The organism is Winogradskyella pacifica (assembly GCF_013403915.1).
In the GTDB taxonomy this organism is placed as follows: domain Bacteria; phylum Bacteroidota; class Bacteroidia; order Flavobacteriales; family Flavobacteriaceae; genus Winogradskyella; species Winogradskyella pacifica.
Genome location: NZ_JABFDI010000025.1, coordinates 1 through 24,437 on the forward strand (window position 1 = coordinate 1; position 24,437 = coordinate 24,437).

A 24,437-nucleotide genomic window follows, 5' to 3' on the forward strand; every position below is an offset into this window, starting at 1 on the left:
AGATCAAAATGGTTGATTAGAAATTCTGGAAGAATAAGTTTAAGTAGTTCTAGATAATGGTCCACAGTCTTTTTTTTACAAAAATCCGAAAAGTATAGATAATTCACACACAACTTTTGAGATTGATCCGAGATCTATGAAGTCTAAGTCTCTTTTTTAAGTTTTAAAGTCGTTGCTGTATTTAATTTTTGTCCATTAATTTGCCATTCTCTGTTAAAACGACCTGATCGCTTTTTAAAACTTCGAGTGTAACTTTGGGTTCTTCGTCTTTAGATATGCTATTTCTGTATATAGTGTAAGTGTGTAGTTCGTTTGTAAATATAATAACGTAATTGCCCCCATTGCCCTGAAATTCATAGTATCCGTCGTTTAATATTAAATCGGGTTTTGAAGATTCGTTATCAGTTATGTTCCAAGATGCGTATCTGTAAGTGTTGTTAGCGAGCTGGTCTATTCTAATGAGGTGATTTTTAGTTTTGAATTTTAATGTTGGATTTTCAAATGCTTTTAAAGAGCTGTGAAGGTTTTCTTTATCCATAGCTATTAATGCGGTTCTGTTCTTTCTTTCAGTTTCGCTTTCATAATTTATGGCTTTTATTTTTCCGTTAGTGCTATCTATCCAAATAATACCATCATTAAGCATGATGCCTCTCCAGCCAACTTCTTCCCACTGTTCAGTTTTAGAATTTACAATTAGTGCAACAAGTTTATCGTCAAAAACCTCAGAGAAGCGCTGCTTAAAATCGACCTCGTTTTTAATGCTTGGTAGAGGGTATTCTCGGTTTAGAGGGTAATTGATGTGTTTAGCTAGTTGGTCAATGTTTTTGGCTTCAAATAAGCTTATTAGTGTGTTAATGTTGGATATTTTTAGCGGATCAAGCGTTTCACTTTGTGATAAACCTATTTTTGAAACAAATAGTAGTAAAACTAAAAATCTGATTTTCATAATTCGGTGTTTTTATAAATTATTAAAAAGTCATGTATGGTTGGTTTTTATAACTAAGATTGCTTAACGATAAAGTGGTCTAAGTGATTTGAATTAAAATGGATTTTAATGAAATATGTAGAGAAATTGACAAACAAGAAAGCCGACTCTAAAAATGAAATTGAGACGGCTTTACTAGAATTAATAGATCCCCTAAATCTATTCTTCAATAAAATCGAGATTTAAAATACGTGCTTGCGCAGCTAGCATTCTAATTTTTTCTAAATCTGACATTTTTGAAAACTTAGCTTTTCGTTCTTCAAGTGTTTGCATATGTTCTTTAGCATCCTCTTTGTCCATTAGCAGCTTTACGTCTTGAGCCATTTTTATCGCTTCAGGATAGCATGAGCTATCTGAATCAATAAATACTAAACTGTATAAAGTTGAAGGATAATCCTTATATGCTTTTTGATTACGTGCTTGTTCAAGTATTTTCTTGCAATTATCATCTTTGTTGTCAGTGTAGATTTTGGTTATTAAGCGCTCAGCATCGGCAAAACAACTTATGTTTTCAGGAATGTATTTTAACAATCCATAAGCTTTATTGTATTCTTTTCTTTCTATATAAGTATTTGCCGATTTGATTATTTTGGCACAATTATTTTTGTAATACGCCAATATGTTTGTTTCGGCTTTAGTAAAAAAGCTTCTGAATTTTGAGTCTGAAGTTTTTATTTGTTGAATAGCTTTTGCTATAGCTTTATCCAGGTCTTTATCAGTGACTATTACCGTTGTTTTAAATTGATTAAATAACGTTTGATTCTCTGCTTCTGTTATAGTTAAATACACTGCAACCTTAACGACCTTGACGGTTTGAATATCTCCAGCGTTCTTTTCGTCAACGATTTCTATGCTAGGAATAATTTCAAAGGGAGTTTGACTAGGGGAAAAGTTAAGCCCTACCTTAAGTTTACCTCTTTCATTGTAACTCCCTTCGATTTTTTGTCTCAACAATTTGTAATGCTCTTTATTGACACCGTTTTTAGTCTTTGTATTTGGCATTTTGTAGCTAAAGTTAATGGTACTAGAATTTTGACCAAAAATTATATTGCTAGAGAATACTAGAAACAAAATCAAAAACAAACTATATGTTGTGCGTTGTATAAACATTATTTAATTGTAATAAATAGGTTCTGTCCTTTTACGTTTCTAGAGGCTGATACCTCATTGGATCGTAAGAACTTAATTAGTTCGCTTGCAAATCGATTCGGATTATACGGTCTGCCTGATTCTTGATCAAAAAGCGGTATTCTCACTTCGTCAAAAGCCATTGATTTCTCCGTGATTCCTGATAGATTAGCCCGTCCTTTATAGGCGTTTATATAGATCCATTCTTCAATGGCTTCGTTAAGGAAATCGCCGTCACCGACTTCGGCATCAAAATCTAATTCAGCATCTTCATGCAAGTTGAGTTCTATTTTAATAGCACGTCCTATTTCCCTAATTTCATCAGTTTTTGTAAGAAGCATATTTAAAAACTCTTCTCTAATGCGGTCGTACGCTTTTTCAATTAACTTATCGTAATCTTGAGTATTGAAACGGCCACTATTTTCAGATTGGTTAGAAAAGCTAGCTCCCGAATGGGCTTCAAATGCTTGCAGTACCAGGGTGACACTTGCAGATCCAGAATCATCGGTTGTAAGTTGTGTATCTACTTCAACATAGATATCCGCGCCAGAACCAGCAATTAAATCGGCTTTAAAATCTGCTTGTCTATCCATTTGAAAAGCGCGATTAGATTCGGCAGCTCTAAGGCTCGCAACGAAATCTACGGTAGTCCATCCACGTTGATCAAAAGATTGTTTAACCATAGACATTGCAGAGCGAATGTATGGATTGTCGTCTAAGATTGATTTCACTTCTTCACCAGTTTTGGTGTAGGGTACGACCATTAATTTGGCTTGTGCCCTTTCAACTTCATCGCTTCTAGTAGATGCAATTTGGGCAAACGTAGAAAAGGTTTGTAAAAAGCACATTACTAAAACTCCTATTTTGATAATATTTGTTCTTTTAGTCATGTTTAAAATCCTATTTTATTTAAAATTTTATTGCGTTCTAAATCTCTTCTTAAAAGATTATAGTTAAGTTTAAAAGTTGATGCTGCAGTGACGCAGTTTTTCGTCTCATTTTGGCAACCATAATAGTCAACTTTGTTACTTGTGATGTATTGTTTGTAGCCTGATTTGTAAAACTCATCGAAAAAAGCTTTGTTCTCAGTTTCAATACGCTGTCCTTTTTGAATCATAGGATTTTTCATGTCTGTTCCTGGGAAGCCCATGTAGAATAAATGTTGTATCGCTTTTTTATGAGCATTAGCTTCGGCTTCAGGTTCTTCTTTAAATTCGTCACTAACACCTCTTAAAGTCACAATACCTTGCGTGTCGTGAGCTATAAGTTCAGAAGTAGAGTACGGATTGGCCATTTTTTGTGATCCGCAGCTTGTAACTAGTATAGCAACAAGAATTAATAATAAGTACGTGTTTTTCATAATTGTTAAAATTTAAGGGTTAAATATTTGGTTGGTTATTTATCTAATTAAGACGCTTATTGGTTCGCCTTTCTTAATCGCTTTTTTAATGTCTTTTTGGTTGTTTATTAATGTGGCTACAGAAAAATTTTGATCATCTACTCTAATTACCCAAGCAGAACCAACGATCTCATTTCTTTGTAAGTCTTTTTCCCCTATGGCAACTGTTGAGGATTTAACAACGTCCATAATTTGTCCTATTTGTACACCAGCAGCATGTCCTGCTCCAAATGTAAATTCATCTTTTTTCTTCTTGTTCCAGTTAATGATTTCTGCTGGCATTGGAAAAAGAGATCTCGTAACCTTAACGATATTATCACTTAAGGGCATTAAGGCAATATTAAAAGCTTCTGAACTTGAGGTTGATGGCTCTTCCAATCGATCCTCTCTTTCTTCAACTCTTTTAAATTCATCTTTTGAGTAATACGATTTCATCACTTTTTTAACGTCATCACTGTATGGAATAAAATCTGAATTCACAGTTTCAGTTGATAAAATTTCACCAGTAGAAACGTCTAGCATTCTAATCTGAACACTAATACTAGAGGTCCATTTATTCTTTTTGATTTCAGAGTTTCTAATAGCAATAATGCTTCCGTCAACTAAAAAGTTAGCTCCTTTACCTAGGCCATCTGCGACGGTATTGTCGCTGTCCATAAAAGCTTCCGTTCTTTGGAGGCTTTTTTCTTTTTCAATTTCTTCTAGTTTTTCTCTATCTACCACGGTGAATCGTTTAGAAGACACAAAGCCATTTACTATGGTTTCTTGAACTATTCTGGCTTCATTGCTGTTAATAGAAGCTTCGTCATAGGATATTGGTAGAAACGCAATAGTGGTTCTGTTTTGAGCTTTAATTGCTGAAATTGAAAACAGTAGGCATAAAAAGGTAATTGTATTTTTCATATCATATTTAAATTAAGAATTGATTGGGTTTAAAAGTATTGGGATTGTGATCCCTTTTTGCTAGTTGAATTATTCCGTGTTGTTAATCGTTTGTTTTTTTTGTAAGCGCAACTTGGTACTGCTATTTGTAAGATGCTTTTTTGTTATTCTCTATGTCAATTTTTTTTGAATGACCAGAGGTTTTAAATATTTAAGTTGTGGATTGGAATCTTTATAGCTGTTGTTGCTTTTTGTAAGATGTAAGATTCATTTCGGTTTTAAAAAGATTTAGGTTCATCATAATTTTCGATTTGGTATTCGCAAATATGATTTGATTTTTCTATGAAACTGAAAATTCTACGGGTAGTGAGCGTGTAGTTTTACACACTACCCACAGGGTAGTGTGGTCTAGAGCGTTGTATTTTAGTGCTTTGTGTGCGTATTGAAAAAAAACAAGAATTATATTTAGTGAGGTGTTTTAAATTTTATACCATCAATAATTACACTTTTCCTCTTAATTGTGTCGATGAAAAGCTTGAAAATTAGGTTGAAATCATTGTTTTTGATGGTTATTGCGTACGAAATGGCTTGTTATTCTATCAGTATTATTCTTGATTAACCTTAACTATTTTAAAATAACTCTGTTCTAATTGGGGGGAAGTTTTGCGATATTGATTGAAATAACTTCTGTTATTGAGTTTGTTAAATTGTTATTATAAAAAAAAACCGCTTTTAACGGTTTTCTTATATTACTCTTTTATGACAGTATTGTATTTACCATGTTATAAACTTATATAAATTTAATTATAGCTCATAGGTTTGGCGTAGAACTATTCGGTTTTTTACTCCTAAAAGTTCGTAGATAGCTTTGAGGTGATACTTTACGGTATTTTCGGAAATAAAAAGTTCTACTCCGATTTCTTTATTTGTTTTGCCTTCTTTAATTAATTTAATGACTTCGAGTTGTCTTTCGGTTAAATTGTGAGATTCTAAAATAGTTTTAGCATTGTGTTTGGTGTCTATTTGGGTAGAAAGGCGTTCAACTTCCTTTCGGATGTATTGGTTTTCATGTAATATTAATTTATTCTTTTGTTTATAAACACGGAGTAATATTAAGAGGATAATAATTAAGGCAATTACGAATATTGAAATAATAGATAAATAAAACTGTTGCTTTTCTTCGGCTTCCAGTTCAATTTGTAATCTTTCTTGTTTAAGGCGGTTTTGTAAAGCTAAAAGCTTCTCACTATTAGTAGTGGCCTTATACTCATCTCTTTTATTAGAAACTAATTGTTGAGTTTTTAATGCATTTTCATAATCGTGAATGTTCTCATAATGTTTAGTTAGTCCTTCATGTATGATAATATCATATATTGGTACATTATGTTTTTCTGCATAATATAAACCTTTGTCAAAAGCTGTCATTACTTTATTATAATCACCAAGAGTAGAGTATAGTGCTAATTTTGCTCGGTATATATTAGGTAAATGTTTGGGATTGTCTTTTTCTAAAATAGCTATAGCATGGTCAAGATTCTCTTCTGCCTTTATGTAGTCGTCCCTCCAAATAGCTACAGAGCCTAACACAGTGTAGTAATGGGCAAGCGTTTCTCTCGTTAAGTGTTTAACTGTATTGTCATTAAATTTTTTAAGAAGCATTAACACTTTTGACTGATCCTGCATGTCAAAATAAACAAGCATTTTCTCAGCTAAAATTTTTGCCTCCAATTCCTCTTTATGAATGGATTTTTTTGCCTCTATTTCCGCTAGTTCAAGCTTATTTATGGTCATTACATAATTATAGACACGTTTAAATGTGTACGCCATCTGAATGTGAGCGTGTGCTTTATCAAATGAATCAGACTTAGGATCTTCTATGATCTCGTTTAATTTTAGTAAAGAGGTCTCGTAATGTTGCTGATCATTGAGTTTTGATATTTCGTCTTCTAAGGCAACGGGATCAATATTCTGTGCGGTGATTAGAACAGGAAATAAATAAAAAACAATTTTGAAATAGTGGTTAAGCATTAGCGGGTAGGGTCGTTTAATGGTGAGCTAAATTAAAAAAAAATGGATTAGGTATTTACTGATGACTCCTTTTAATATTCTGTATGTATTTACTTGAAAAATCCTAAATATATATAATAATCGCACTCAAATTAATTTTTTGTCTAACAATTTTATCCTGGCCAAAAATGATACTCTTCTTGCTTTATATTCAGAATAATTTGGTTCTTTTCAAATTGTATTTTACATATAGTTTAATTGTCTTAGTTATGAGGTGGTTAGCTTTCTAAATGTATAAGTGTATTAGGGTAAGGGCCTTGTAAAAACTTAAATATTGTGTTTAAGAAATGGTAAAATATGGGTGCGTTTTACTAAGTGTTTGATGTCTACCTAACAAAAATGGTCATGAGGGGTTTTTGCTTTCTAAATTATAAGATTGAAATGTTTTTTTTGGCTATTGGTTTTAATAAATGTGACTTTTCAAAAGAGTAAGTGTCATATAAACGCTATTAATCAACAAAAAAGGTGTAACAAGAAATTGTTGCCCTTTTTTTTATGTTTTTACGAGATGCTTAAGTTATAAACCTTATAAAATTTAATTAAGCGATAATGTTAACTAGAGTGCAAGTTTTCAACAGGTTGTGAACATTAATTTCGCGGTTAATCGGGTAATAAAAGCGTTTAGTCGGATATTCATTAGGAATATTCAGAAATACGTGTATATTTGCAGTTCTGATTAAGTTTTGAAAACGCTTAAAAAGAATAATTTTAATTCATTTTACTAGAGGCAAGTAATTGTCTAAAAAACGTCCCTCGTTTTAAGTTTTAGTATTGTTTTAGGTTTCCCTAAAATAGTTAATTATCCATTCCCTTCCCTCAGTGTATCGCGTAGCGTTACCGATTTTGATATTGACTAATTTTAACCCTAAATATAATACTTATGAAAACCCTAAAAATTACTTTTGCATTACTAGCTGTTTTATTATTAACAGTATCTGGAATCCAATCAGACAATGTTGCAGTTAATGATGAAGAACCTACCTACAAAGAAAAAACGAGTTATGATCTATTGGCTCATGATAAGACTAGAATAAAATTGAAAACTCAAGGATAATATAACATTTTATTTAATAAGATTTCAGAGCCCACTCATTGAGTGGGCTTTTTGCGTTAGTATGAAACCTATCGATTATTAAAATATAGTATTGATATTTTAGTATATATTTGAGTGACTAATTAATTACTTCGTTTAGATGCGTATTTATCTTGCTTTAATTTTTTTATTCTTGTTTGGAAACGCATTTGCTCAAAAACACTATTCAAATACATACGATAGTATTTTTAAGCTAAGAAGCCTATCGTTCGATGATAATTTATCTGATAGTTTAAGGGTTGTTTATGCCAAGAAAGCGATGGTGTTATCACATAAAACTTCTGAAGACAGCACAATTCTTAAAAGTGGCAGAAGTTTAGGGATTTTGTACGATGTGTTAGGTCAAACGGATCTGTGGCAACAACAGAATAAAAATAATTTACAATTAGCGCATAAATTATCCGATACATTGGCATTAGCTGTAGCTAAACTTAATATTGGTATAGCAAAACAGTATTATGAGGTTCAATATGATAGCGCATTTTATTATTACAGAGGCGCATTAAAATATTATGATGAATTAGGCGATACAGAACTTGTGGCAACACTCTATTGTTATATTGCCGAAATTCAACTTAATGAGAAAGTTTATATAAGTAGTGAGGAAAATGCAATTAAAGCATTACGATTATTTAATACTCTGCCAAAAACAGAGTCTATTTTAGATGATATTTGGATTGTAAATAATCTATTAGGTCAAATATCGGGACATCTAGGCCGCTATACTGAAGCTTTAGAATATCATAATAAAGCCATTGATATAGCTAATGACATGAGGAAGGGTGAACAGAACAAAACCATCTCACTTCATAATCAGGCTAACATGTATATCAAATTACATGACTATGAAAAGGCTATTCAACTTTTTAACGATCTCATTGAATTGCGACCAGTTTACCAAGAGATAGATCCCACATTTTACCCATTAATTATTGATAATCTTGCCTATACTAAGGTATTAGCCGGATATAAAGATTATAATGAAATAAGCGATATGTTTTATGAAGCATATAAAATCAGTAATAATCTTAATGACGATGTTACTAAGCTTGCCGTAACAATAGATTTATCAAAATATTACAAACATTTAGCTATTAAGGATTCTACTCTAAAATATACCGTTAAGGCTTATAATTTAGCTAAGAAAATATCGTCAACAGATATCTTATTAAAGTCTATGGTTTTGCTTTCTGAGTTAAAAGATGGCGAGGAAGGTAAAAGGTATCTATACGATCATATAAAACTTACAGATAGTTTATTATATGTAGAACGGAATGTAAGAAATAAATTTGCTAGAATTGAACTTGAAACAGATCAATTAGTAGCGAAAAATAAGCAAATATCTAAAGAGAATTTATATTTATTAATCTTATCTATTGGTCTTTTAGTTACTGCTATATTAGTTTACGTCTTAATTTCTCAACGGGCAAAGAACAGGAAGTTAAAGTTAATACAAGTGCAGCAAAAAGCTAACGAAGATATTTATAATCTACTGTTAGGGCAACAAGATAAAGTAGATGAAGCTAGAGCGAAGGAAAAAACACGAGTATCAAAAGAATTGCACGATGGAGTTTTAGGTGGACTTTTTGGAGTGCGATTAAGTTTAGATAGTATTAATTTTAATGAGGGAAAAGAGGCGATGATGTCTCGGGCAAAATATATTAGTCAGCTTAAAACGATAGAACATGACATTCGCAAAATATCACACGAGTTAAATACCGATTTTATATCAGGATCTAGTTTTATAGATATTGTAACCGAACTCATTGAAAACCAAACTCAAGCTTATAATTTAGAACATAAATTTGATTATACCGATGATATTCATTGGGATTTAGTATCTAATAAAGTGAAAATCAATATTTATAGAATCATTCAAGAGTCGATGCAAAACATCTATAAACACGCCAATGCTAAAGTCATTTCAGTTTGTATTTCACTAGAAAAAGACTTAATTTGCTTGGATATTGTAGACGACGGTTCTGGCTTTGATACTTCCAAAAGTAAAAAAGGCATTGGTCTGAAAAATATGCGATCTCGAGTAAATGACCTTAAAGGCACTATAAGTATTACATCGCAATCCGATACTGGTACAACAGTTAATGTAAAAATTCCCTATACAAATTAATTTCACATGGAACACATCAAAATTTTAATGGTAGACGACCATCCAATTATTATAGAGGGTTACCAGAATGTGTTAATGGCAACAAAAAAAGACGATCAAACTTTGTATATCGATACAGCGAACAATTGTGATACAGCTGTAGCTATGATAGAGCGCCAATCAAAAAAATATCCATACGATGTTTGCTTTTTTGATATTAGTTTACCAGGTTCAGAAGACGGGAGATATACTTCTGGTGAGGATTTAGCATTATTAGCAAAGCGTTTAATGCCTAGAGCTAAGATTGTAATTCTTACCATGTTTAATGAAACGTTTCGAATTCATAATATTATTAAAGAGATTGATCCAGACGGTTTTTTAATTAAAAGTGATTTAACGTCTATGGAATTGGCTGATGGTTTTCAGCAAATTTTAAAGTCGCCACCTTACTATAGTAGCACGGTTAGCAATTATACTAAAAAAAGAATTTCGAGTGATATCTACGTCGATGATATAAATCGAAAAATCTTACATTTATTGTCTCAAGGCATAAAAACTAAAAGTCTAAATGAATATATAGACATGTCTACAAGTGCCATTGAAAAACGTAAAAAACAGCTTAAGATTTTGTTCTCTATTGATGATGGAAAAGATGAAAGCTTGTTAAAAGAAGCACGAGAAAAAGGTTATTTGTAATAAAAGCGCAGAAATATCGCATTTTATACGGTTTTTGAAACCTTTGAAGGTGCCGTTAATTAAGGAAACTACGGTTTTTCCACAGCAAGTGTACGGTTTTCCCACAGCAAAAAGTAAAAAGACTTCAATATATTTACACCTGTCAGCAAGAGTTAATTAATCCCTTATTAAGTATTTGTTGAATTAATAGCAAGAAAATTAAACCTAATCACATAGTATGTGGCTAGGTTTTTTTCTATTAAAGGAGGTTCGAAATAGATTAATACCAGCTTGCATTGTGTTCCGATAACTTCACAATAAAAAAGCCGAGATAAATTATAGCCACAATAAATTTTAAAAAGGTAGAGGCTATAAATCCTAAGAACGATCCAAAAGCAGCTTTCAAAGCTTTATTAAAATCATTGCGATGCATCATTTCTCCAATAAGTGCACCAACAAATGGACCAATTATAATTCCAAAGGGAATAGGAGAGAGCAGCCCAATGATTAAACCTAAGGTCGTCCCAATCATTCCGGCTCTACTACCACCAAATCGTTTAGTGCCTATGGCGGGAATAATATAATCTAAGACATAAATAAAAACAGCAAATACTAGAGAGACAATTAAAAAGGTATGACTCAATTCTACGCCTTCCGTAAAATGAAGCACTAAAAGGCCAGCCCAACTCGTTAGTGGTCCAGGCAATACCGGAAGAAAACTGCCAAGGATACCTAATATCATTAAAAGCAGTGCGATACACACTAAAAATATTTCCATATCAAAAAATTAAATTCATTAATAGGACGCTTTAAGTAAGCTATTGTTACAATTATATAACTAAATAATTAGTTGAAACTAATTATTTAGTTATATTTGTGATGAGTTAATCTAAAAAAAGGGAGTGCTATGAAGCAATTAACAAAAGCAGAAGAGGAAATTATGCAAACCTTATGGCAGCTTAAAAAAGCCAATGTAAAATCGATAATTGAAATGTTACCAGAGCCTAAGCCTGCTTATAATACGGTGTCTACAATCGTAAGAATTTTAGAAAGTAAGGGTTTTGTAAACTATGAGAAAAAAGGAAAAGGGCATGTGTACTTTCCTATAGTTGCTAAGGAATCTTACAGTAACCAGTCCATAAATAAATTAGTGGATAATTATTTTCAAGGTTCTTTTAAAAGTATGGTGTCGTTTTTTGTTCAGAAAAATGATGTTGATGTTAAAGACATTGAAGTCTTACTCGATGAAATTAATAAAAACAAACCGCAGTAGATCTTTTGTTTTAAACATTGAACTGTACATAATTTACAAGGTTCACAGAGAGTATTAAAAAAATAAATAGTAACGAATTAAATAATTATGCTGTATTCTATTCTTCAAATTATCGCATTTCAAGCCTTGTTTTTATTGATATACGATTTGTTTTTAAAGCGAGAAACCTTCTTTAATTACAATAGAGCTTACTTAATAATTACGTCTGTATTAGCGCTTGTATTACCATTTCTTAAATTTCCTCAACTAAAAACGATGGCCACAAAAGATATGGTTATTCATTTGCCAGAAGTATTTATTGGTACAAAATCACCAACGGTTTACGACATTCAAACGGCAGAATTAGCTGGTATTATTTTAGAGCAGCCACAAACACCAATTTGGCAAATAATAGCAGTAACGGGTATCGCGATAGCATCATTGATTTTTCTAGCTAAAATCACCAAATTATATTGGTTAAAACATAAAAACCCTAAACGTTGGAAAGGCAATATTCTTATTGTTAAGCTCATAAAAAGTAGCGCTGCATTTTCGTTTTTCAACACCATATTTTTAGGTGAACATATTTCAGAGTCTGAAAAGCCAACCATTTATAAGCACGAGTTGGTACATATTGAAGAATACCATACGGTAGATTTATTGTTTTTCGAATTGCTTAGAGTTGTATTCTGGTTTAATCCTTTAGTCTACATCTATCAAAATAGAATCAAAGAATTACACGAATATATTGCCGATGCCAAAGCGGTAAAGCAAAGTGGTAAAGTCGATTATTATACAAGTTTACTCAATCAGGTATTAGATGTTAATCAGGTGTCTTTTACTAATACATTTTTTAATAAGTCATTAATCAAAAAACGAATCGCTATGTTACAAAAATCAAAATCAAAACAGCTTCATCTTCTTAAGTATGCACTATTAATTCCTATGGTTTTTGGAATGTTGATTTATACGTCTACGGAGGTTAGAGCGCAACAAAAGATAGACTCACAAGAAACCTTAGTCAATCAAGAGTTAACTGATGACGAGTTAATTAAAAAGTATCATGAAGAGATACTTACAATGAAAAAAAATGGATCAACCTTTGCTGAAATTGTTGATTATGCAGGTTTTATGGGAGATAAAAAATATAATTATATAAACTCTCGTGAAGATTACTTAAAATTTAAGGCATTCATGATTTTTATCGCTGAAGGTACGATTGAAAGAAAATCAGAAGAAGGCACATTAACCCAAGAAGATATTAACTCTGCTGATGTAATGAAATTAGGCAAACACAAGTCTTACGCAGATTATGTAGAATGGAAAAAAACAAAAGAAGCTAAAGAACGATGGGAATCAAACACCCAAGATGGTATTTTAAAACTTTATGTTGAAGATGCTGGAAACAAAACAGATGAAGAAACCAAGCGTTTTAATAGATTGTTGAAACAATTAGAAAACGACGATTTTTTTAATAAACTCGTAGTGACAGACGGTAGGTCAACTTTAGTATTAGATTCATATATTTCAAATGATGGTGTCGAAATGATTAAAGAAGAGGTTGAAATTGTGGAAGTCCCATTCTCTGTCGTAGAAGAAACACCAACCACCATTGATTGTCAAGATTTAGAAAGTAATAAAGATCGAAAAAACTGTTTTAATAGTTTTGTGAGCAAGCACATTGCTAAAAACTTTAATACAAGTATAGGAGATAGTTTGAGTCCTGGTAGAAAACGAATTTTTGTGCAGTTTAAAATTGACACCGATGGTAGTGTTAAAGATATTGTAGCTAGAGGTCCAAGTCCAGAATTAGAAACAGAAGCCAAACGCGTTTTAGCAACCTTGCCTCAGTTTATTCCAGGGAAACAAAAAGGAAAAGTGGTAGTGGTGCCTTTTTCTGTGCCCATTGTTTTTCAGGTTCAAGGAGATGCTAATTCGCAAGAATATAATGAATTGGTTGCTAAACGCGATAGTATTTTAAAGCATTCCACAGATAAAAACCCAATTGTTGAGCAATTAAATCAACAAATCAATGAATTAAAGACCAATAAAAAGGTGTTGTCTATTGAAGACATGGAAAAGTATGCAGAAGAAAGGGTAGCTGCTAAAAAGAGGCGTTTAAATGGGGCAATTCCTTTTAGTGAGGTGGAAGTTGCTCCAGTTCATCCCGATTGTGAATCGCTGTCTAACAAAACAGAAGAAAAAGATTGTTTAGCACAAGCAATCAATAAGTTTGTTGGAAAAAATTTTGATACCAATTTAGCAAATTCTTTAGGTTTACCAGCAGGTCAAAAACGAATTTACGCACAGTTTATAATAGATAAAACAGGACATGTTACTAGCATTACTGCCAGAGGACCACACCCAAAATTGGAAGCGGAAACGATTAGAGTTTTAAACTTATTACCAAATTTTACTCCTGCTAAAAAAGGAGGTGAAGTTGTAGCTGTATCGTATGCTTTACCAATTGTTTTTCAAATTCATGATTCTAAAAAAGACTAATAATTACTTATGAAATTAATTTTAGGACTCTTGTGTTGTGTTTTTACCATTCATTTAAATGCGCAAAATATAAAAGCGGAAGCAGATCATCTCTATAGTAATGGCAACTTTTCCAAAGCTATAGAGGTTTACAAATCTTTAGATGATTTAGAGGCTGTTTACGATGATATTGCAAAAGCGTATATGGCAATAGGGAACTATGGAGAAGCATTAAATAATTATGAAAAAGCAATAAAAGCCAATGCGGATGATCTTCTATTACAGTATGAATACGCAAAATTGTTAGCAAGAACGAAACATTATAAAGATGCCAATCAGCGATTTTCAACCTTAATTGCATCCGATAGCTTAAACCCTAATTACTATTATGAACTAGGTGTGGTTTTAGAAAAGCAAAAGGACACTACCGCATTACAACAATTTGAAAAAACATTTCAACTTGATGAAACGCATCAAAAAGCCATTTTTAAGATTTCGAAACATCATTTAATAAAACGAAACTTTATAAAGGCTCATGGTTATATTGATAGAGGATTAGAAAGTTATGAAAACAATATAGAGCTTATCAGTTTAAAGGCGCAAACCTATTACCATCAAGACTATTATACCCATGCCGTTGTTTGGTTTAATAAATTGTTAGATTTAGGTGAGAAATCGGAGTTTATTCACGAAAAATTAAGTTTGAGTTATGCGCAAAATTCAGATTATAAAGATGCAATTTATCACAGAAAACAAGCTTTAAAATATAGCCCAAATGATGCGAATGCCATGTTCGTTATCGGTGCATACTACCAGAGTTTAAGTGATTTTGAAATGGCTGAACAGTATATCACAAAGGCTTTATTATTAAAAGACCTTCCGCTTTCAGATGAGTACCAGCGTTTAGGTACTATTTTTAATCGCCAGAAAAAATACGATCAAGCGATTAAAGCCTTTCAAAAATCGTTAAAAGAAGATCCTTCTAATATAATGTCCGAGTTTTATATTCTTAGAACCAAAGATGAATATTATGCTGATACTGGTAGTAAAATTAAGCTGTATGAGCAATTTATTGAGAAGCATAAAAAAAGTCCATTTATAAGCTATGCTGAAGGCCGACTCAAAGAATTAAAGCAAGAAAAGTTTTTAGAAGGCGAGTAAAATTCTTCATATAAATTAAAATCAAGACATAGATGTAACGCTACAATCTAAAAGCGAAGCTGACTAGCATGGTTTTGAATAAAATATCGTACTTTTCGCTATCAGAACACTAGTAATGAATCGAATTGTTTGTCTTTTAATCTTGCTTTTTGCAACCTCTTGCAATTATTTTGAAAAGAAGAAAGTTTATCCTGAAGATCTACTTGAGGAGGAGCTACAAACTTTTAATTGGAATGAGGTAGATGCCTATCCAACGTTTAGTAATTGCGATTCTTTGACGGAAAAAGAAGATCGGAAAGTGTGTTTTCAGAATACTTTGATTAGTAGTGTGAATGAGTTTTTAAAAGCACAAAATTTAGTAGTTTCTAATAACGTTAATGATACGATTAGGCTTAATATTAAGATTGATAAAACAGGACTTTTAGTAGTAGAATCTATTAAAATGCACCCTGAAACTATTCAGGAAATCCCGAAAATTGACAGTCTTCTACGTCGCAGTTTAAAAGGAGTTCCTAAAATATACCCCGCCATAAAACGAAATCAACAAGTTACTACCGCTTTTGAGTTACCTGTGATTGTACGTATTAATTAGCCTGTTTTATTTTGAAGGAACTTACACTTTAAAAGTTCTATTTTTCCATTCATAAGATTTAAAGAACGAAAGAAAAACAATGCTTACACAAAAAAATGGATAGATAATACTCGAAAATAAATAAGACACAAGAAGGTTATCTTGTTTAAAAAAGCGTGCTGTTTTAAATAGCAATAAGAAGTCTATACTCCCTTTAATAATAAATAATGCCAAAGCGATTTTCAGTGTTATAATATTGAAATAAACGGCAGGTAGCAGTCCTAAACAAACCAAATTCCCTAATAAAACGACCAATCCAATTGATTTAGTAAACCAGTTCTTATTTTGGCTTGTTTTTGAAGCCCAACGTAGACGTTGCTGTATTAAATCTTTAGTGCTTTGGGCAGGGTTTGTAGTGACGATTGCGTTACGAGATTTTAAATAGTGCACACTCTCTGCATCGTGTGCTGTGAGTTTTTCAAGAAGAAATATATCGTCACCACTGGCGATAGTGTCGTTGCCTTCAAAACCTCTGACAGAAATAAATAGGGACTTACGATAAGCGAAATTAGCACCATTGCACATCAAAGGTTTCTTAATACCAAAACTACCAATAGTCGCACCTTGTAAGCTTAAAAAATCTAAGGTTTGAAAACGATTAAGAAACGTCATTTTCCCATGATACGTCACTGGAGCAACGATACAATTGGAATTTTTTAATTGAATGCATTCATCAAAAGTATCGAGCCAATATTTAGGTAAAATACAATCGGCATCGGTAGTTACAATCCAATCATATTTTGAAACTTTTATAGCAGACGTTATCGCGTCTTTTTTTGGTGAGTTTGAAATTCTCTTATTTTTAATAATTTGAATATTGCCAAATCGACTATCCTTTTTGCTTGATGTACCGAGAATATTTTCTATAATCGCAACCGAATCATCTTCAGAATCATCATCAACCAAAATAACTTCGAACATCGGTTTTGGATAATTCAATTTTGAAATAGAATTTAATAATTTGGGGAGGTTTTTGGCTTCATTTCTAAACGGAACGATCACTGAGAATTTCGTTTTATGCGATAAATCTTGTACTCTAAAATCATCAACCTTATCAAAGCCATAGCTCAACCAACCTATAATAAGTAGATATATAATGATGATAAAAATGAATAAAAATGAGAGCATTATTCTATTGGTTTTGGAAGTTTAAAGTTAAGCACAAAATAACTTCCAAAGATACTCGGAATTACAAAATTAAGCAGCCACATTAAGGTTGTCGTAGATAAAACAATAAACTCATTTACATCTAGGTAACTAAACAAAAACATAGCGATGCTGCCTTTTACTACCACATCAAAAATTGAAATAGTGGGCACAATCGAAGCTAGTACATACATACTCGTTATTACAATCATGGCATCAACATAGCTGATGGTAACACCAAAGACCGACAGCAAATAATAAAACTGAAATGAAAATATAAGATATCGAATTAAAGACAATGACAGATTTAAGCCATGTGTTTTCAAAGGAATGGATTTAATAAAATCGATTATAAAAACGAGTGAAAACCCTTTTATTTTAGACCGTTTTTGGGTCATTACATAGAAAATAACCAATCCAATCAATAAAATAATGGCTCCAATACCTACTGCTTTATTGTAGTTAATGCCAATGGGATAGCGATTGATAAAGAGAATGAAACCAATAGCACCCAAAACCATCGTTATGGTCATTTGTGCCATATTTCCTAAAAGGTTGAGTAGCACAATTTTTGTTCTAAATGTTTTGGTGTAGTAAATGGCTTTTGCTCCATAATCGCCAATACGATTTGGTGTTATTAAGGACGCTGTTAAACCTCCTAAACTTTGTTCTAATGCTGATTTAAAGGAAATAGGCCTTAAAATAGTAACGAGATGTTGCCATTTAAGAATTTCAAAAAACCAATTAGAACTGGTTAAAAGGATTAATATAAAGCTGTTTTGCAATGAAAAAACGTCATTTTTATCCAAAAAAGCTACAAATTTGTTGAATTCTAAATTTTCGTTTTGAACAATTTTAGAATACATAAAACAAAATGCACCAACAACAATACTCAACTTAATAAGCACAAATAAGAATTGTTTAATTTTGTGAGGTACATTGTAACGCATACTACAAATAAAATCAAAAACTTACAGATGCAATACTATTTTAAACAATACCTTTTCGTTTTTATTATCGTTTTTATAACGTTTAATAGTCAGGCGCAATTAAAGGACACTGCGAAGTGGAAAGCTCTTTTTGCTGTTGGTCTTAATTATCCAACAACAGATGGATTTGTAAAAAGTTCTTATGCGAAGCCTGTGAATTTTCCAACAATTAATTTAGGGATTCAACATAAGCTAACACCGCAATACGGAGTAAAATTAGATTTTGGTTTTAATCGTTTTAAGAATGCTGATGACACACCAGAATTTAAAATAAATTATACAAGAATTAATGCGCAGTTTATCTATGATCCTACAGCATATCTTACGTTTCTGCCAATGCGGTTACGTACGGTTGCACATGCAGGTCCTGGAATGTCTTTTGTAAAACCATTAGGAACATTGGGAGATAATAAACAGACTTTTGTAAACCTTTTAGCGGGTTTAGAAGTGCATTACGCAATTAATGAAAAAGTCTCAGTGTACACCGATGTTTCTTATATCTATGGTTTAACGTCTCTAGAAGATTATAATCCTGTTTTAAATGGTTTAGGTGCTTTTAATGGTAGTGTTTTTAACCTTACCTTTGGCTTGGCAGTCGCGTTAGATGGTTGCCGATACTGTAATTAAAAGCATGAGTAAAGAAAAAATTATTTTAGGTATTGATCCTGGTACTACAATTATGGGGTTTGGACTCATAAAAATTGTAGGTAAAAAAATGGAATTTTTACAGTTGAATGAACTCATGCTAAAAAAGTATGATGATCATTATCTAAAACTTAAACTTATTTTTGAACGTACTATAGAACTCATCGATACGTATCATCCAGATGAAATTGCAATTGAAGCTCCGTTTTTTGGTAAAAATGTACAGAGTATGCTCAAATTGGGACGCGCACAAGGGGTTGCTATGGCAGCCGGTTTGTCTCGCGAAGTGCCGATTACAGAATACGCTCCTAAAAAAATTAAAATGGCTATCACCGGAAATGGAAATGCCAGTAAAGAGCAAGTTGCTAAAATGTTACAAAGCATGTTAGGGCTTAAAACAATTCCTAAGAATTTAGATTCTATGGATGGTTTGGCGGCTGCCGTTTGTCATTTTTATAATGAAGGCAGAGTTGAGGTTGGTAAGAGTTATTCTGGCTGGTCTGCTTTTGTGAAACAGAATGAAGGTCGCGTTAAGAAGTAAACAGTTTGCTGTCTCAGTATGCAGTTAAAAATAGTAAATGAGAATCATTATTTTACTTTTAATAGTCAGTCAGTCGTTTTTGAGTTTTAGCCAAGGGCAGGTTGAAATGAATGATATTGCCCATGATAACTATTACCAATCTCAGAAAATAAAAGATTCATTAGTCATTGAATTGAAACATATAAATAGTAAGGATTCCACGTTTATAGTCGCTTTAGATACTTCTGAGAAACTTTGGGATCTATTTATCGATGAACAATTTAAACTGAAATTTCCAGCTTACGAATCGTGGGAAACTAGACGAGAAACTTATGGAAGTCAATTTGATATGCTTTATTTTAATTTCATAAAAATGTATTGTGATTTAAGAATTTCAATGTTATATGATTTGTTTGAATAATAAGAAAAATTTGAGTGCAACCGACTGCAAACTGCGACTGAATACTAAAAACTAAAATGAGCGGCATCTACATCCACATACCATTTTGCAAGCAAGCGTGTCATTATTGCGACTTTCATTTTTCGACATCCATGAAGAAAAAGGGGGATCTTATTACTGCCTTAGCTAAAGAATTGGAACTCAGAAAAGATGAATTCAAAAATACAGTAGTTGAAACCATCTATTTTGGAGGAGGAACACCTAGTTTGTTAAGCAATAAAGAATTAGAGTTTTTAATAGAGGCGGTGTATGAAATGTATCAAGTTTCAGACCACCCCGAAATTACGCTTGAAGCCAATCCGGATGATTTATCTCAAGAACGCATCATAGAGCTCTCTAAAAGTCCAATCAATAGGCTATCTATCGGTATTCAATCATTCTTTGAAAATGATTTAAAACTGATGAATCGTGCACACAATGCCAATGAAGCAAAATCGTGTTTAGAAGAAGCAACTAAGCATTTCGACAATATTTCTTTAGATTTAATTTACGGCATACCAGGGGCTTCAAATGCGCAATGGTTGGCAAATATAGAAATGGCTTTAAGTTTTGGAGTGCCTCATATTTCGAGTTATGCTTTAACCGTTGAGCCTAAAACAGCTTTAGCATCTTTCATTAAAAAAGGTATTATTGATAATGTTGACGATGAGCAAGCACATGATCAATTTCATATATTGAAAGACAAATTGGAGACTTCAGGATTTGTGCATTATGAACTGTCTAATTTTGGAAAAAACGGTTATTTTAGTAAAAACAATTCAGCCTATTGGCAAGGGAAATCCTATTTGGGAATTGGACCTTCCGCACATTCGTTTAATGGAAAACAACGCGGTTGGAATGTGAGTAATAATGCGAAATATATAAAGTCAATTGAGCAAAATGAACTACCCATAGAAATTGAAACCTTAACACATACAGATCAATACAACGAGTATGTAATGACGGGTTTGCGAACTATTTGGGGAGTGTCATTAGATAGGGTTCAAACTGATTTCGGTATGGATTTTAAAGATTATCTAATAGAGCAATCAGAAATTTTTATAAATCAACAATTATTGTATATTGATGATAAGCATGTACGGGTCACAAAGAAGGGACAATTTTTATGTGATGGTATTGCTTCAGAACTTTTTAAACTTAATTAAATTTGATAGCAACAATACAATACAAATCGAGAAAATTAAAAATAGATTTATCTCTACCTTTAGATCTTTCAATTCCTATTACAGGAAAATCGACTAATGTTAATGCCTGGTATTTAGATCCACCAAAAATAACACCTGAGGTTATGGACGGTGAAATAATTAGCGTTGCTAATGGAGCGGTTGTAAATTTTAATACTATAAGTTTTAATCCGCACTCACATGGTACACATACGGAGACCGTTGGTCATATCACAGAAGAAATGTATTCTATAAATCAGCATCTAAAACAGTTTTTCTTTTTGGCTGAGGTGGTAACTGTGGCACCAGAAAAACTAGGTGATGATTATGTAATTTCGAGAAAGCAATTACAGTTTGCCTTAGGAAATAAAAAACGCGATGCCATTGTTATTAGGACGATGCCAAATACGCGAGAGAAATTTTCTAGACAATACTCAAATACCAATCCAACGTATTTATTAGAGGATGCTGCAGATTATCTAAAAAATAAAGACATTAAGCATCTACTTATCGATTTGCCAAGTGTAGATAAGGAGCAAGACGGCGGAGACTTATTAGCACATAATGCGTTTTGGAATACAAGTGGAAAATTACGTTTAGATGCTACAATAACAGAGTTTATCTATGTGTCTAATAAAATTAAAGACGGTAAGTATATGCTTAACCTTCAAATTGCTCCATTTGAGAATGATGCAAGTCCGAGTAAACCAATTTTATATAAAATAATAGGGTAATTACATGTGACAATACGCTAATGTTAGTGTCATATATTTAAAGCATATGGAAACATTTTTTATAATCATCATTAGTATTCTGGTCACTTTAGGGTTAGTAACCCTCTATGAACATTGGAAAACCAAGAAAGTGGCCAATGAGCAATCCATATTGCTTTTAGACAAAATAAAACGTGTCTGTAAGTTTGTAACGGTAGAAGGTGATTTTGCTGAAATTTACCATTATGAGGATGTAAAAGCGAAGTTTCTAAAATTGATATCTAGTCGAAAAAAGGCCTTAGTTGTGATTAAAGCAAAAGCACATGTGGGATTTGATTTGAGTAAAATTGAAATGAGTTCAAATGCTAAAACAAAAACCGTAGTATTATCTCACTTTCCGCAACCTGAAGTACTTTCTATTGAAAGTGATATTAATTATTACGACAAAAAAGACGGTATGTTTAATCGTTTTGAGGCTGCAGATCTAACGGATTTACATACCAAAGCAAAAGCTCATATTATGGATAAAGTTCCAGAAAGTGGTTTATATACTATTGCTAAGCAAGAAGCTTTAGAAGCCATTCATCTTATTGAAAACCTAGTAGAAACGATAGGTTGGACATTAGATTATTCAGCGTTGAAGATAGAAGGAGGAGACGATAAGAAATTGTTGAAATGAACATAGAAGATTACAGAAACTATTGTTTAAGCAAAAAAGCGGTTACCGAACATTTTCCTTTTGATAACGATACTCTTGTGTTTAAAATCTGTAATAAAATGTTTGCTTTAGCCTCGTTAAAGCAATGGGAAAAGGGGGACGCTTTTATTAATTTAAAATGCGATCCTGAATATGCTCAAGAATTGCGAGCAGAATACGACAGTATAAAACCTGGTTATCACATGCATAAACAACAATGGAATAGTGTTTATGTACAAAAAGGGGAACTCACACAACAACTTATTAAAGAGTTAATAGACCATTCTTACGAGATGGTTGTAAAAGGCTTATCTAAAAAACTACGAGAAAGTCTGAATTAATTTTACATTTGCACAATACTATATTTATTATGTCATTAGAAAGAGAACTACAAAAGCGCAGTGGCTCCAAATGTGAGCTTTGCGGCAACGAGGAAAAATTATCTGTTTACACCGTATCGGATATTAAAGAAAACGAATTGAAAACAGTTCTATATGCATGTAATGTGTGTACAGAACAAATGAACGATGCAGATGCTATAGATCCTAACCATTGGAGATGTCTTAATGATAGTATGTGGAGTGAACATGAAGCTGTGAAAATTATGGCTTGGAGAATGCTTAATAGAATTAAGGACGACTGGACTCAGGATTTATTAGGCATGATGTACATGGAAGAAGAAACCTTAGAATTGGCTAAAGCTTCTGGTGATGGTGAAGATGAGGAAAATAAACTGATTCACAGAGATGTGAACGGTGTGATTTTAGAGCATGGTGATTCTGTTGTGCTAATTAAAGATCTTAAAGTCAAAGGGTCTAGTATGGTTGCTAAACAAGGTACTGCTGTTAGGAATATAAGACTAGACCATGAAAATGAAACCTATATTGAAGGTCGAGTAGATGGACAACAAATTGTCATTATTACCGAATATGTAAAGAAAACTTAAAAATTTAGAGACTAAATTAAGTTCAAATTTATTGCTTAAAATAATTTCAAAAACCTGATTCTTAACTGATTCAGGTTTTATTTTTCCTACAAATGGATGATTTTAAAAGCTGTTGTTTGTCGAAAAAATGAGCATAATGCTTCGAATAGTCCATTCAAACTTACTCTTTATCGAAAATGTATCAAAAGACCCACATATATATCCGATATTGAACACAATCCCTCTGATTAATGTATAAGGTATACTGATTAATAGCCTCAATTAGTATGAACTTTTAAACACTATTTATTATGGATTTACAGATTACAAACTACAACAATCGTTTTCAGATTAAAGGAACTTTAAACAAGTTAAATCTAAAAACTTTCAATGCTCAATTTTCTAATATATTCGATAAACTCGATGATGTCTTATTAGATATCGAACAGGTCAGTAGTATAGATAGAGCAGGAGTGATGGCCTTAGCAAAATTGCATAATGAATCTATTACAAAATCAAAACGATTATCAATAATAGGTTATGGATGTAAAGAGTTGTTTCAGCATTTTAAATCTGAAGAACCAAAAGAAACTATGATCGCTGAAAATAGAGTTGTGGCAGCTTAAGCCAAGAGAAATTCTATCAATATATAAACAAAATGTTTCCTGAGTCTCTTAGATCATAGGTGGATTTTTAGCAGGCATTTTGTTTTCTATTCTTGTGGGCTTGAGTTTTGTTTTAGCAAGACATGTCAGCTACAATTTTCCATTCTCCATGTATCTTTTTAAAGATAATGATGAAAACACCATTGGCATCTCCAACTTCGCGATTAAGATGGTATTCTCCCATGACCCAGTAATTATCTCCTTCAATTTTTGATATATCATTAATTACAAATCTTAAAGTCCCACTTTCTGCTTTTGTTGGATATCCTTTTTTGTAATTGGCTAATGTTTGCTTCCATCCTTTGGTTAGGCCATTACTTCCGTAGAATTTTAGTGAATCACTTTTCCAGTAGCCTTGCATAAAACCTTCTAAATCATGATTATTCCATGCGGCTTCTTGCTCTGCCATTACAAGGCGGATTCCAGCTTCAGCAAGTGCTGCAGAATCGCTATTTGTTGTTGTTTCTGTAGTGACGTCTGCCTTAATGCTAATACAGCTAAAAGCTAATAATGCCAATGCAATGGCGACAATATGTTTCATAAGAATTGGTTGTTGTTTTAAAGCTAAAAATAAGAACAATTTAGAGAACAATGTTTTAAATTAATTTTAACGGTTTGTTCAGGGAGTAACAAAGCACCCCTAAGAGCTTCAC

General features: G+C 32.4%; 26 protein-coding genes. 16 read left to right on the forward strand and 10 right to left on the reverse strand.

The features are described from left to right. Positions 1 to 181: 181 nt before the first annotated feature. The 6 genes from HM984_RS16340 to HM984_RS17730 all read right to left on the reverse strand — a co-directional run bounded on the left by HM984_RS16340 (position 182) and on the right by HM984_RS17730 (position 6,422). Positions 182 to 946 carry a hypothetical protein gene (locus tag HM984_RS16340; RefSeq protein ID WP_179349945.1) on the reverse strand — a complete coding sequence of 255 codons (765 nt, stop codon included), beginning with the start codon at positions 944 to 946 and terminating at the stop codon, positions 182 to 184. Between the two features lie 198 nt (positions 947 to 1,144). Continuing rightward, on the reverse strand, positions 1,145 to 1,987 hold the full coding sequence (locus HM984_RS16345; protein ID WP_179349946.1) for a hypothetical protein: 843 nt from the start codon (positions 1,985 to 1,987) through the stop codon (positions 1,145 to 1,147). Positions 1,988 to 2,094: 107 nt separating this feature from the next. Next, entirely contained in the window at positions 2,095 to 3,003 is a 909-nt protein-coding gene (locus HM984_RS16350) for a DUF6175 family protein (protein ID WP_179349947.1), read from the reverse strand. A gap of 2 nt (positions 3,004 to 3,005) precedes the next feature. Beyond that, complete coding sequence (locus HM984_RS16355) at positions 3,006 to 3,473, reverse strand: hypothetical protein (protein WP_115808021.1); 468 nt, start codon at positions 3,471 to 3,473, stop codon at positions 3,006 to 3,008. Positions 3,474 to 3,512: 39 nt separating this feature from the next. Next, a complete protein-coding gene (locus HM984_RS16360; RefSeq protein WP_115808020.1) occupies positions 3,513 to 4,415 on the reverse strand; it encodes a CsgG/HfaB family protein in 903 nt (300 codons plus the stop codon). A gap of 783 nt (positions 4,416 to 5,198) precedes the next feature. Further along, a complete protein-coding gene (locus tag HM984_RS17730) occupies positions 5,199 to 6,422 on the reverse strand; it encodes a helix-turn-helix domain-containing protein (protein WP_306455296.1) in 1,224 nt (407 codons plus the stop codon). A gap of 919 nt (positions 6,423 to 7,341) precedes the next feature. Between HM984_RS17730 and HM984_RS16370 the strand changes: the two genes are divergently transcribed. The 3 genes from HM984_RS16370 (at position 7,342) to HM984_RS16380 (ending at position 10,357) form a co-directional block, all read left to right on the forward strand. Beyond that, positions 7,342 to 7,515 (forward strand): hypothetical protein, encoded by a 174-nt coding sequence (locus HM984_RS16370; protein ID WP_020898233.1) that lies wholly within the window; start codon positions 7,342 to 7,344, stop codon positions 7,513 to 7,515. Between the two features lie 139 nt (positions 7,516 to 7,654). Beyond that, the gene (locus HM984_RS16375) at positions 7,655 to 9,682 is read left to right on the forward strand and encodes an ATP-binding protein (RefSeq protein ID WP_179349948.1); all 2,028 of its coding nucleotides are present in this window, start codon (positions 7,655 to 7,657) and stop codon (positions 9,680 to 9,682) included. 6 nt (positions 9,683 to 9,688) lie between these two features. Then, a complete protein-coding gene (locus HM984_RS16380) occupies positions 9,689 to 10,357 on the forward strand; it encodes a response regulator (protein WP_179349949.1) in 669 nt (222 codons plus the stop codon). A gap of 259 nt (positions 10,358 to 10,616) precedes the next feature. On the opposite strand, the gene HM984_RS16385 is transcribed toward HM984_RS16380, so the two are convergent. Beyond that, the gene (locus tag HM984_RS16385; RefSeq protein ID WP_179349950.1) at positions 10,617 to 11,114 is read right to left on the reverse strand and encodes a DUF456 domain-containing protein; all 498 of its coding nucleotides are present in this window, start codon (positions 11,112 to 11,114) and stop codon (positions 10,617 to 10,619) included. A 129-nt stretch (positions 11,115 to 11,243) separates the two neighbouring features. Here HM984_RS16385 and HM984_RS16390 point away from each other — a divergent pair, with 129 nt between their 5' ends. From HM984_RS16390 to HM984_RS16405, 4 genes are all read left to right on the forward strand, one after another. Then, entirely contained in the window at positions 11,244 to 11,609 is a 366-nt protein-coding gene (locus HM984_RS16390) for a BlaI/MecI/CopY family transcriptional regulator (RefSeq protein WP_115808016.1), read from the forward strand. An 87-nt stretch (positions 11,610 to 11,696) separates the two neighbouring features. Continuing rightward, entirely contained in the window at positions 11,697 to 14,090 is a 2,394-nt protein-coding gene (locus tag HM984_RS16395) for a M56 family metallopeptidase (RefSeq protein ID WP_179349951.1), read from the forward strand. 9 nt (positions 14,091 to 14,099) lie between these two features. Then, on the forward strand, positions 14,100 to 15,230 hold the full coding sequence (locus HM984_RS16400; protein WP_179349952.1) for a tetratricopeptide repeat protein: 1,131 nt from the start codon (positions 14,100 to 14,102) through the stop codon (positions 15,228 to 15,230). Between the two features lie 115 nt (positions 15,231 to 15,345). Beyond that, on the forward strand, positions 15,346 to 15,822 hold the full coding sequence (locus HM984_RS16405; protein ID WP_179349953.1) for a hypothetical protein: 477 nt from the start codon (positions 15,346 to 15,348) through the stop codon (positions 15,820 to 15,822). A 21-nt stretch (positions 15,823 to 15,843) separates the two neighbouring features. Here the strand turns inward: HM984_RS16405 and HM984_RS16410 are convergent, their stop codons facing one another. Together HM984_RS16410 and HM984_RS16415 are read right to left on the reverse strand one after the other, a co-directional pair. Then, the gene (locus HM984_RS16410) at positions 15,844 to 16,989 is read right to left on the reverse strand and encodes a glycosyltransferase (RefSeq protein ID WP_179349954.1); all 1,146 of its coding nucleotides are present in this window, start codon (positions 16,987 to 16,989) and stop codon (positions 15,844 to 15,846) included. Continuing rightward, on the reverse strand, positions 16,989 to 17,915 hold the full coding sequence (locus tag HM984_RS16415; protein ID WP_371312706.1) for a hypothetical protein: 927 nt from the start codon (positions 17,913 to 17,915) through the stop codon (positions 16,989 to 16,991). The genes HM984_RS16410 and HM984_RS16415 overlap by 1 nt, the downstream gene beginning before the upstream one ends. A 69-nt stretch (positions 17,916 to 17,984) precedes the next feature. Between HM984_RS16415 and HM984_RS16420 the strand changes: the two genes are divergently transcribed. The 9 genes from HM984_RS16420 (at position 17,985) to HM984_RS16460 (ending at position 23,745) form a co-directional block, all read left to right on the forward strand. Then, positions 17,985 to 18,623, forward strand: coding sequence for a cell envelope biogenesis protein OmpA (locus HM984_RS16420; protein WP_179349956.1), 639 nt, complete (start codon positions 17,985 to 17,987; stop codon positions 18,621 to 18,623). Positions 18,624 to 18,627: 4 nt separating this feature from the next. Then, a complete protein-coding gene (ruvC, locus tag HM984_RS16425) occupies positions 18,628 to 19,182 on the forward strand; it encodes a crossover junction endodeoxyribonuclease RuvC (RefSeq protein WP_179349957.1) in 555 nt (184 codons plus the stop codon). Positions 19,183 to 19,219: 37 nt separating this feature from the next. Beyond that, on the forward strand, positions 19,220 to 19,582 hold the full coding sequence (locus HM984_RS16430) for a hypothetical protein (RefSeq protein ID WP_115808009.1): 363 nt from the start codon (positions 19,220 to 19,222) through the stop codon (positions 19,580 to 19,582). A 56-nt stretch (positions 19,583 to 19,638) separates the two neighbouring features. Then, complete coding sequence (gene hemW, locus HM984_RS16435; RefSeq protein ID WP_179349958.1) at positions 19,639 to 20,766, forward strand: radical SAM family heme chaperone HemW; 1,128 nt, start codon at positions 19,639 to 19,641, stop codon at positions 20,764 to 20,766. A 2-nt stretch (positions 20,767 to 20,768) separates the two neighbouring features. Beyond that, entirely contained in the window at positions 20,769 to 21,518 is a 750-nt protein-coding gene (locus tag HM984_RS16440) for a cyclase family protein (RefSeq protein ID WP_179349959.1), read from the forward strand. 46 nt (positions 21,519 to 21,564) lie between these two features. Beyond that, positions 21,565 to 22,176, forward strand: coding sequence for a DUF4230 domain-containing protein (locus HM984_RS16445; protein ID WP_115808006.1), 612 nt, complete (start codon positions 21,565 to 21,567; stop codon positions 22,174 to 22,176). Next, complete coding sequence (locus HM984_RS16450; RefSeq protein ID WP_179349960.1) at positions 22,173 to 22,535, forward strand: MmcQ/YjbR family DNA-binding protein; 363 nt, start codon at positions 22,173 to 22,175, stop codon at positions 22,533 to 22,535. Before HM984_RS16445 ends, HM984_RS16450 begins: the two co-directional genes overlap by 4 nt. Positions 22,536 to 22,564: 29 nt before the next feature. Further along, positions 22,565 to 23,140, forward strand: coding sequence for a PhnA domain-containing protein (locus HM984_RS16455; protein WP_115808004.1), 576 nt, complete (start codon positions 22,565 to 22,567; stop codon positions 23,138 to 23,140). Between the two features lie 290 nt (positions 23,141 to 23,430). Then, the gene (locus tag HM984_RS16460) at positions 23,431 to 23,745 is read left to right on the forward strand and encodes an STAS domain-containing protein (RefSeq protein ID WP_115808003.1); all 315 of its coding nucleotides are present in this window, start codon (positions 23,431 to 23,433) and stop codon (positions 23,743 to 23,745) included. 112 nt (positions 23,746 to 23,857) lie between these two features. Here HM984_RS16460 and HM984_RS16465 read toward each other — a convergent pair whose 3' ends face one another. After that, complete coding sequence (locus HM984_RS16465; protein ID WP_179349961.1) at positions 23,858 to 24,325, reverse strand: YybH family protein; 468 nt, start codon at positions 24,323 to 24,325, stop codon at positions 23,858 to 23,860. Between the last annotated feature and the right edge of the window lie 112 nt (positions 24,326 to 24,437).

Excerpts from the sequence above, each read along its gene's own strand:
- HM984_RS16340 (WP_179349945.1), bottom strand. The coding sequence starts at position 946 with ATGAAAATCAGATTTTTAGTTTTACTACTATTTGTTTCAAAAATAGGT.
- HM984_RS16345 (WP_179349946.1), bottom strand. The coding sequence starts at position 1,987 with ATGCCAAATACAAAGACTAAAAACGGTGTCAATAAAGAGCATTACAAA.
- HM984_RS16350 (WP_179349947.1), bottom strand. The coding sequence starts at position 3,003 with ATGACTAAAAGAACAAATATTATCAAAATAGGAGTTTTAGTAATGTGC.
- HM984_RS16355 (WP_115808021.1), bottom strand. The coding sequence starts at position 3,473 with ATGAAAAACACGTACTTATTATTAATTCTTGTTGCTATACTAGTTACA.
- HM984_RS16360 (WP_115808020.1), bottom strand. The coding sequence starts at position 4,415 with ATGAAAAATACAATTACCTTTTTATGCCTACTGTTTTCAATTTCAGCA.
- HM984_RS17730 (WP_306455296.1), bottom strand. The coding sequence starts at position 6,422 with ATGCTTAACCACTATTTCAAAATTGTTTTTTATTTATTTCCTGTTCTA.
- HM984_RS16370 (WP_020898233.1), top strand. The coding sequence starts at position 7,342 with ATGAAAACCCTAAAAATTACTTTTGCATTACTAGCTGTTTTATTATTA.
- HM984_RS16375 (WP_179349948.1), top strand. The coding sequence starts at position 7,655 with ATGCGTATTTATCTTGCTTTAATTTTTTTATTCTTGTTTGGAAACGCA.
- HM984_RS16380 (WP_179349949.1), top strand. The coding sequence starts at position 9,689 with ATGGAACACATCAAAATTTTAATGGTAGACGACCATCCAATTATTATA.
- HM984_RS16385 (WP_179349950.1), bottom strand. The coding sequence starts at position 11,114 with ATGGAAATATTTTTAGTGTGTATCGCACTGCTTTTAATGATATTAGGT.
- HM984_RS16390 (WP_115808016.1), top strand. The coding sequence starts at position 11,244 with ATGAAGCAATTAACAAAAGCAGAAGAGGAAATTATGCAAACCTTATGG.
- HM984_RS16395 (WP_179349951.1), top strand. The coding sequence starts at position 11,697 with ATGCTGTATTCTATTCTTCAAATTATCGCATTTCAAGCCTTGTTTTTA.
- HM984_RS16400 (WP_179349952.1), top strand. The coding sequence starts at position 14,100 with ATGAAATTAATTTTAGGACTCTTGTGTTGTGTTTTTACCATTCATTTA.
- HM984_RS16405 (WP_179349953.1), top strand. The coding sequence starts at position 15,346 with ATGAATCGAATTGTTTGTCTTTTAATCTTGCTTTTTGCAACCTCTTGC.
- HM984_RS16410 (WP_179349954.1), bottom strand. The coding sequence starts at position 16,989 with ATGCTCTCATTTTTATTCATTTTTATCATCATTATATATCTACTTATT.
- HM984_RS16420 (WP_179349956.1), top strand. The coding sequence starts at position 17,985 with ATGCAATACTATTTTAAACAATACCTTTTCGTTTTTATTATCGTTTTT.
- ruvC (WP_179349957.1), top strand. The coding sequence starts at position 18,628 with ATGAGTAAAGAAAAAATTATTTTAGGTATTGATCCTGGTACTACAATT.
- HM984_RS16430 (WP_115808009.1), top strand. The coding sequence starts at position 19,220 with ATGAGAATCATTATTTTACTTTTAATAGTCAGTCAGTCGTTTTTGAGT.
- hemW (WP_179349958.1), top strand. The coding sequence starts at position 19,639 with ATGAGCGGCATCTACATCCACATACCATTTTGCAAGCAAGCGTGTCAT.
- HM984_RS16445 (WP_115808006.1), top strand. The coding sequence starts at position 21,565 with ATGGAAACATTTTTTATAATCATCATTAGTATTCTGGTCACTTTAGGG.
- HM984_RS16450 (WP_179349960.1), top strand. The coding sequence starts at position 22,173 with ATGAACATAGAAGATTACAGAAACTATTGTTTAAGCAAAAAAGCGGTT.
- HM984_RS16455 (WP_115808004.1), top strand. The coding sequence starts at position 22,565 with ATGTCATTAGAAAGAGAACTACAAAAGCGCAGTGGCTCCAAATGTGAG.
- HM984_RS16460 (WP_115808003.1), top strand. The coding sequence starts at position 23,431 with ATGGATTTACAGATTACAAACTACAACAATCGTTTTCAGATTAAAGGA.
- HM984_RS16465 (WP_179349961.1), bottom strand. The coding sequence starts at position 24,325 with ATGAAACATATTGTCGCCATTGCATTGGCATTATTAGCTTTTAGCTGT.